This window comes from Bradyrhizobium sp., assembly GCF_049586575.1.
GTDB lineage: Bacteria > Pseudomonadota > Alphaproteobacteria > Rhizobiales > Xanthobacteraceae > Bradyrhizobium.
On the sequence record NZ_JBAVCF010000595.1, the window covers coordinates 1 to 5,478 of the forward strand.

Sequence of the window (5,478 nt, forward strand, 5' to 3'; positions counted from 1 at the left end):
TACCAGGCCATCGTGCACCGTCCTGTGGGTTTCAGCCTGCTCCAGGAGGGGGTTGCGCCGAGTACCTTTGCCGCCGTGCCGTTCCTGGTGTTCGCGGCCCCCTTCATCATCATGCGCAACACGCTGCGGGGCGCCCAGATCGAGCGCCGCCGTTTCGAATTCGTGATGATGGCGACTGTGCTGGCGGGGTTCTGGAGCCTGATGTCGGGAACGTTTTTCCTGATGACCTTGCGCGCCACCGGCCTCCTGGCCTGAGGTTTTTCGTCTTCGCGCGTTTTCTTGACGCGAACCGCTATCCGCTTCGCTTGAAAACGCTTTGATGGCTGTGCCAGAGTCTCCTGAAGAAGGAGACTTTTTTCTTATGGCGATCTACGAACTTGACGGGCAGGCGCCCGATCTTCCCAAAAGCGGCAACTATTTCATTGCGGACACCGCCACGGTGATCGGCAAGGTGCGTTTGCTTGAGGGTGCAAGCGTCTGGTTTGGCGCGGTATTGCGCGGCGACAACGAATGGATCGAAATCGGCGAGGGTTCCAACGTGCAGGACAATTCGACCTGCCACACCGATCGCGGCTTCCCGCTGACCATCGGCAATGGGTGCACGGTCGGCCACAATGTCATCCTGCACGGCTGTACGCTGGAAGACGGTGCGCTGGTCGGCATGGGCTCGATTGTGATGAACGGCGCCAGGATCCGCCGCGGCAGCATTGTCGGCGCTGGTTCGGTGATCACCGAAGGCAAGGAGTATCCCGAGCATTCGCTGATTATCGGTGCGCCGGCGCGGGTGATCCGCACCCTCGAGCCGGCCCAGGTCACGGCAATGGGAAGTGCTGCGAAATTCTACGTCGGCAACGGGCCGCGATTTAAAAACGGCTTGAAGAAAATCGGCTGAACGTTTGTTCAGAAACCTGCCGACGAAATGACCACCATCATGTTTTTGCTTCGCGCGATCGCCTGGGCGGGGCGCCGTTCTCCGCAGGTTTTTTGGTGGATTTTCTCGCCGGATTCCTGGCCGGTTCGGCTGCGAGGCGCGCGCTCTTGCGCAAGGCGTCTTTGAGGTCGATGGGAATGCCGTGCTTTTTGAGCAGATCGGCAAAGGCCTCGTCGGCCAGTTCCTGGAAGGTCGCCATCCGATCGCGCGCAAGCTGTTTGAGCTTGTCGAACGTGTCGTCGTCGAAGGCGATCAACTTGCGCATGCTTGGGTGTCCCGGTTCTGATAGCGATCCGTTTCATTAAAGCGCATTTTATTTTCCCTCCCGCAACATTCATTGTGCACCACAGCGTTCGCGTGCCAGTCGCGCAGAAGTGAGCCGGCACGTGAGGCATTTCATCGCGGTCATTACCAGATGAGGAACGCGATGATCGCAAACGCGTCTTCGTTTGCAGGTCGGGTTATCATGATAGGAGGGATGACATGTTGCGTAAGTCAATGATCGCGCTGTGCACGGTAGCGTCAATCGGAATGCTGGCGCCGGACCTTGCGCTGGCGCGCGGAGGCGGCGGTGGAGGTGGCGGACACGGCGGCGGAGGCGGAGGTGGAGGACATGGTGGCGGCTTTGGCGGCGGAGGACATGGTGGCTTCGGCGGCGGTGGCTTCGGTGGTGGGCACGCTAGTGGTTTCGGCGGCGGGTTTGGCGCGCGCGGGGGCGTTCCGGCCGGAGGTTTCGGAGTTCGAGGTGGCGGAGGCGTCGGCAATAGTTTTGCGCACGCGGCGCCAAATGGCGGCGTTGGAGCCGTCCAAGGTAACCGATTTGCCGGCGGTGGCGGTCAGTTTGGCCGTGGCTTTCATCACGGCCGACACTTTTTTGCCGGAGGCGGTTTCTGGGGACCCGGCTACTACGGTGACTACTGGGATTATCCGGACTACGCCTACGACGATTCCTACTACGACAATGGCGGCTGCTACGTCGTTCAGCGGCGCATTCATACGCGGCATGGATGGCGCGTACGGCCGGTTCAGGTTTGCGGATAAGTTCTCGGCTGGTCGAGAGAGACAAAACTTCGCATGAAAGAGGCGCGCGGCTTAAGCCGCGCGCCTTGTGATGTCACGATGCTATTTTATTTGCGCATGATCTCCGCGCAAACGCTGCGCGTTTATCGGAAAACCGGTTCCCACTTTGCGCTGACGCGGCCCTGCGGGGTCCAGATCATGCTCAGCCCAGCACGTTGTACTTCTTGAACCACGCCTGCATCTGGTTCCAGGCGTCTTCGGCCGCTTCCTTGCGGTAGCTGGCGCGATAGTCGGCATGGAAGCCGTGCGGGGCGCCCGGGTGGGACAGAGGCGTCAACACCCGTATCCAGCGTTCCCCGTCACCGGCGCGGGAGGGTTTCGCGCCATAGAAAAACAAGGCCGTCGGCGGAGTATCGACGCCCACGGCCTTGCCAGCCCCGGATATTAAATTGGCTTACGCCATCCGGCAGGGAGCACCATGCCCGAACCGGCCAGCGGTTGATGTGAGCTAGTTCACAAAGTCCATAAAAAAGGTGCGGCCAGCCCTTGGGGGAAGGCTGGCCGCGCGCGATCCGGTCTGGGACGGGGAGGGGTGGGGATGTGACCGGGTCGCGTAGCTCTTCCGTTGTTGTCAGTGATCGCGGGCGCTGGCGGTTAAAGCCGCAGGCCGCGGGTCGCCCAGGGAGACCCAGACGTTCGGGTCAGTCTGAGATTGGCGTTTCACGAAGCGGTACCCAGTCTCAGTCCAGGCCACGACGTTTTCGTTCTGGTTGTCCAGAATGAACTCGCCCTTGTCGGACTTGACGGTCAGGACCGCATGTCCCTCGCCCATCTTGTCGCGTACAACGGTGATCAGAAGCGCTTCGCGCGGCCATCCCGCATCGATCAGCATCTTGCGCTTCAGCAGCACATAGTCTTCGCAGTCGCCGTAACCGTCGGTCGGGATCGACCATTTCTCGACCACGCCCCAATGGTCCATATCGGTCATCGGCTTGACAGTCTCGTTGACCCAGCGATTGACCTTGACCAGATCGCGCCAGGCCGCCTGCGTCATCACGATGTCGCGCGGCTCTGACTGGCCGCCTTTGCATTCGGCCGGAGTCTCGGTGCAGAATTCCACCCAGCCGATCGGTGCGCGCGTGGTGTCGCCAAGGCTTGCATAAAGTGCCCGCTCATCGGCCGCCTTGGCCGATGCGCTCAATCCCATCAGGACGGCGACGACCGCCAATCCCATTCGCTCCCTGAACCCGAACATTGTGGCCCCCGTCTTTTTTGTTGGGACCACGTTTCGCATAGAGGTTTTGCGGCGCCGCTAAGTACGCCGAGTACAATTGAAGCGAATACTGATAAATACTGCCGAGAATGCGATCTGTATTTGAAGCAAATTCGATTACAATTTTAGACAACAGCAATTGATTCCGATTTTAGCTATTAACGGCCGGACGCCGGAAAACAGGTTGATTTCGCCGCAAAAGCCGTCCGCGTTAACCGAGATTGGGCGAGGCGTGTCGGCCACGGAAGGTACGCCGGTGCTTCTCCAACCCGAGCTAAAGGCGGAAGACTGCCGCTTTGAAGCTTTATGGTGCGCTAACGCTGTCTGCGAAGAGCCGAAAATCCTGGCCAGGTGCCGCCCTCCATGCATCCATGCCGCGCAAGAAAAGGAAAAAGGGAGCTAGCAATGAATAGAATGCTTTTGGGCGTTGCGGCGGGGCTCTGCTTTGCGATCGGTCCGTCGGCCATCGGCGCGGAAGCAACCCGCATCAATCCGACCGATCCGCAACCGACCTGCACCATGTGTCCGGGTACCCATATTCCGGCGGCCGAGCTCGAGCGCTATACGCAGAAGGCGATCGCGGAAAAGCTGATCGACCAGCAGGTGCGCGACATCGACATCGGAAAAGCGCGGATCGGCATCGGCATGGTCCATCGCGGCCGGCTGGAAAAGCCGGCGCCAAACTCTGTCGCCGAGCATGACCAGATCAGCGAGGTCTATCATGTGATTTCGGGCGCAGCGACGCTGGTGCTCGGCCCCGATATCGTCAACCGGCAGCGGCGGCCTTCGACCATGCGCACGGTGGTCGAGTTCAATGGTCCCGGCAACAACGGATCGGACGTGAAAGACGGCGTCGCCTATGAGATCAAGGCCGGCGATGTCGTGGTGATTCCGGCCGGCACCGGCCACTGGTTCACGAAAATCGAGGACCACATCGATTATCTCATGATCAGGGTCGATCCCGACAAGGTGACGCCGCTCAAGGGCGAGGCGCAGTCGGCGGAATATCTCTCGAAGCCGGCGACGAAAGGCGAATGAAGCCTCCTGGCGTGGCGACACAGACGTTCCTTTCTGTGTCGCCGCGAGCGGCTCGCGCCGCGCAACGTCAGGTAAGCTTGACCAGCTGCTTGCCGAAGTTCTTGCCCTTGAGCATGCCAAGGAAGGCAGAAGGCGCGCTCTCGATGCCTTGTGCGACAGTCTCGCGCCATTTGAGCTTGCCGGTCGAGGCGAGCCCAATCAATTCGCCGAGCGCGGCCGGCCAGTCCGGCAGGAAGTCGCTCACGATGAAGCCACGCATGGTCAGGCGACGCAGGAGCATGATGCGCATGTCGCTGAGCGACGTCGTCTCAGCGCCTTCGTAGGACGCAATCAGGCCGCAGATCGCGATGCGGCCGAAATCGTTCATGCGCGCCATAGTCCGCGCGAACGGTTGTCCGCCAACGTTCTCGAACAGGCCGTCGACGCCGTTGGGCGTCGCGGCCGCGAGCTGTTGCGCGAAATCGGCTGCCTTGTGATCGACGCAGACGTCGTAGCCCAGTTCCTCCACCGCGAAGGCGCATTTCTCCGGTCCGCCGGCGATCCCGACGGTGCGGGCGCCCTTGGCCTTGGCGATCTGTCCCACCACGGTGCCGACAGCGCCCGTCGCTGCCGAGCAAACCACCGTCTCGCCCGCTTTCGGCTGGATAATACGGTTGACTCCGACCCAGGCCGTCACGCCGGGCATCCCGAGCGGCCCGACAAAGGCCTGTAGCGGAACCTTTGAGTCGTCGACCTTGCGCAGCATGGCCGGATTTTGAATCGCGTAGAGCTGCCAGCCGCCGTTATTGGAGACGACCTTGTCGCCTGCCTTGAAATCCGGGCTGTTGGAAGCGACGACTTCGCCCGCCGTGCCGCCGATCATCGGCTCGTCAAGCGCCTGGCTCGCGGCATAGGATCTGCTCTCGTCCATACGCCCGCGCATATAGGGATCGAGCGACAGCCAGTGATTGCGCACCAGCACCTTGCCCGGCCCGGGCTCGCCAATGTCCCTTTCAAAAAATCGGAAGTTGCTTTCTGTGGCCGCGCCCTGCGGACGCGACGCGAGAACGAATCCCTTGTTGAGCGGCATGTTTTTTCCCGATCGCTTTAGAGTCCCGGATCGGTGTCCATTCTACACGAAATTTGCCGATCGAGGCGGCCGAACGCGGAATGCCGGCAAGGAACTTTGCCAGAAGAGATCGAACGAGTTTGTGGTGTAGCTAGTGGAGTGGATTTG

Annotated in this window: 7 protein-coding genes and 1 pseudogene; 3 read left to right on the forward strand and 5 right to left on the reverse strand. The window is 60.9% G+C overall.

Annotated features, from left to right (window positions below):
* On the forward strand, positions 1-255 hold a 255-nt coding region (locus WB528_RS22260; protein WP_423890734.1), incomplete at its 5' end, for a DUF6949 family protein.
* A gap of 106 nt (positions 256-361) precedes the next feature.
* A complete protein-coding gene (locus WB528_RS22265) occupies positions 362-892 on the forward strand; it encodes a gamma carbonic anhydrase family protein (RefSeq protein ID WP_423890736.1) in 531 nt (176 codons plus the stop codon).
* Positions 893-929: 37 nt separating this feature from the next.
* On the opposite strand, the gene WB528_RS22270 is transcribed toward WB528_RS22265, so the two are convergent.
* The 4 genes and pseudogenes from WB528_RS22270 to WB528_RS22285 all read right to left on the reverse strand — a co-directional run bounded on the left by WB528_RS22270 (position 930) and on the right by WB528_RS22285 (position 3,206).
* The gene (locus WB528_RS22270; RefSeq protein WP_423890738.1) at positions 930-1,196 is read right to left on the reverse strand and encodes a hypothetical protein; all 267 of its coding nucleotides are present in this window, start codon (positions 1,194-1,196) and stop codon (positions 930-932) included.
* 257 nt (positions 1,197-1,453) lie between these two features.
* On the reverse strand, positions 1,454-1,801 hold the full coding sequence (locus tag WB528_RS22275; RefSeq protein ID WP_423890740.1) for a hypothetical protein: 348 nt from the start codon (positions 1,799-1,801) through the stop codon (positions 1,454-1,456).
* A gap of 352 nt (positions 1,802-2,153) precedes the next feature.
* Positions 2,154-2,273 (reverse strand): annotated as a pseudogene (locus WB528_RS22280) (dienelactone hydrolase family protein); the annotation flags it as partial.
* A gap of 309 nt (positions 2,274-2,582) precedes the next feature.
* Complete coding sequence (locus WB528_RS22285; protein WP_423890742.1) at positions 2,583-3,206, reverse strand: transglutaminase-like cysteine peptidase; 624 nt, start codon at positions 3,204-3,206, stop codon at positions 2,583-2,585.
* 423 nt (positions 3,207-3,629) lie between these two features.
* On the opposite strand from WB528_RS22285, the gene WB528_RS22290 reads away from it, so the two are divergent.
* Complete coding sequence (locus tag WB528_RS22290) at positions 3,630-4,262, forward strand: hypothetical protein (RefSeq protein WP_423890744.1); 633 nt, start codon at positions 3,630-3,632, stop codon at positions 4,260-4,262.
* Positions 4,263-4,329: 67 nt separating this feature from the next.
* Here WB528_RS22290 and WB528_RS22295 read toward each other — a convergent pair whose 3' ends face one another.
* Positions 4,330-5,331: an NADP-dependent oxidoreductase gene (locus WB528_RS22295; protein WP_423890745.1), complete on the reverse strand. Its 1,002-nt coding sequence runs from the start codon at positions 5,329-5,331 to the stop codon at positions 4,330-4,332.
* Positions 5,332-5,478: the final 147 nt, after the last annotated feature.